We start from the raw sequence: 2,265 nt of genomic DNA, 5'->3' as shown, positions 1-2,265 counted from the left end.
ATTAACTAAATATTAAATATAAGTAAGGAGGGGGTATATGAAGCTTATATTAAATGAAGATGAACCTATATTTATTCAAATATCAAAAGCTATCGAAGATGAGATATTAACAGGTAGTATAAAAGAAGAAGAACAGGTTCCTTCAACAACAGAATTAGCAAGATTATATAATATAAACCCAGCAACAGTTTTAAAAGGAATGAATATATTAGTAGATAAAAATATTTTATATAAAAAAAGAGGGTTAGGTATGTTTGTAAGTAGTGGAGCAAAAAACACTATAAAACTTCTAAGAAAAGAAAGCTTTAAAAATAAGGTAATAAAAAACTTAATAGAAGAAGCTGATAAGTTAGAGATAAATAAAGAAGAATTATTAGAAATGATAAAAGAATATAACGGAGGAAATTAAATGGGTATAGCTATAAAGGTTAAAAATATAAGTAAGAGTTTTAATGATAACTTGATACTTGATGATATATCAATAGACTTTTATGAAAATAAAATATATGGTTTGCTTGGAAAAAATGGAGTAGGAAAAACAACTTTATTAAATATAATAGCGAAACAGCTAATTTGTAAAAATGGTACAGTAGATATATTTGGTGAAAATATAAATAAAAGTGATGATGTATTAGATAAACTTTGCATAGTAAGAGAAAAAGAGTTTCCAAATAGGGATAAAAGTATAAGAGAAATATTTGATATTTACTCATATTTTTATAAAGACTATGACAAAAAACTAGAAAAATATTTATGTACTCATTTTGAAATATCACCTGATAAGACATATAGAAAACTATCAAGGGGTATGAAAAGTATAGTATCTAATATAATAGGAATATGTTCTAATGCTCCTATAACAATATTTGATGAACCTACAATAGGTCTTGATGCAGATAACAGACAGGAGTTTTATAAGATACTATTAGATAGTTATATTAAAAATCCGAGAACAATAATAATATCAACTCACCTTATAAATGAAGTAGAAAATCTAATTGAAAATGTAGTAATAATAAACAAAGGCAAAGTAATAGTTGACGATAATATAGATAATATAAGCCAAAAATCATTTTACATAAGTGGACATAAATATGACTTAGAAAAACTACTATGCTTGAAAGATAAAACACCAGACAAAGTTTTTGGATCTAATGAGATTTATAAATATTATGGACATATAAATGAAGATGATTTAAAGCTCGTAGAAAGTTTAAATATAAATATAGAAACTATGAACTTACAAGATATGTTTGTTCATCTTACTAAAAGGGGGGATAAGTGTGAATAAATTAATGCCGTATTTTAGATTAATGAAAAAAGCTACAATAATTATGATATTAATAACACTTTCAATAGTAATAACTAATGATGGTAGAGAGATACTAACAGGGTTTAAACATTCATTAGTTGAAGATGGACATTTATTATTTAAAAGTCAGATATATACTATGACAGCTATATTAATGTTTATACAAGGTATATTTCTTTCATATAAACAATTTAATATAGCAATGAATATCAAAGCAGATAGAAAAAGTTATATAAAAGCAACAATAATTTCTACAATAGTACTTGGTTTAGGATTTGCTATATTTACAGTTTTATGGGAGTTTATTTTAAAGTTTATAGTTGAGACTGTTTCAGGAAAGCCGGCTGTTATACTTAGTGATTCAGCATACTTTGTAGACACTATAGTAGTTTTTTTAAATAGTTTATCTGGAATGGGTGCATCAACATTGGTTACATTTTCTGATTTAAGTATAGGTATGTTCATAATGGATATATTAGGACAATTTTTAACTTTACTTATGTATTCATCTGTAGGATTATTACTTGGAAGTATATTATATAGATTAAAAAAGAGTACATCAGTAATAATATTTTTAGTTATACCTACAATAGTTATAACTTTAGGGTTAACTTTTGTCATACTTAATACAGATTTATTTACAGATTATATATCTATTAATTTAGGGAAAATTTTATTTTTCATTATGAACATAAATATAAGGTTAATTATAAAACTATTGACTATAATAATATCTTTAATTTCTTCAGTACTACTTCTAAAAAATGCACCCATAAAAGAATATGCACATGATTTAATATAAGGCTGTTTATACAGCCTTTTAGAATGCATAAAGTTCTTTAAAATATTTATATATCATATAATATAGAACCTATATAGTTAATAAAAAGGAATGGTAATATGTACAAAAGTAGATACGTTGAACTAAAAAAATTAATGAATATAATTAATAG

The 2,265-nt window shown here is 24.1% G+C and carries 3 protein-coding genes; all 3 read left to right on the top strand.

The genetic code is table 11. The features are described from left to right. Positions 1-37 precede the first annotated feature (37 nt). From G3997_RS05940 to G3997_RS05930, 3 genes are read left to right on the top strand one after another with little or no spacing between them, the layout of a single operon-like run. Positions 38-409, top strand: coding sequence for a GntR family transcriptional regulator (locus G3997_RS05940; protein WP_296644378.1), 372 nt, complete (start codon positions 38-40; stop codon positions 407-409). Next, a complete protein-coding gene (locus G3997_RS05935) occupies positions 410-1,291 on the top strand; it encodes an ATP-binding cassette domain-containing protein (protein WP_296644375.1) in 882 nt (293 codons plus the stop codon). Next, positions 1,284-2,114, top strand: a complete 831-nt coding sequence (locus G3997_RS05930) for a hypothetical protein (RefSeq protein WP_296644372.1) — start codon at positions 1,284-1,286, stop codon at positions 2,112-2,114. The genes G3997_RS05935 and G3997_RS05930 overlap by 8 nt, the downstream gene beginning before the upstream one ends. Positions 2,115-2,265 lie beyond the last annotated feature (151 nt).

The organism is Romboutsia sp. 13368 (genome assembly GCF_018336475.1).
In the GTDB taxonomy this organism is placed as follows: Bacteria; Bacillota; Clostridia; order Peptostreptococcales; family Peptostreptococcaceae; genus Romboutsia.
The sequence above is the reverse complement of the archived record's forward strand: the minus strand, read 5'-3'. Positions and strand labels throughout refer to the sequence as shown.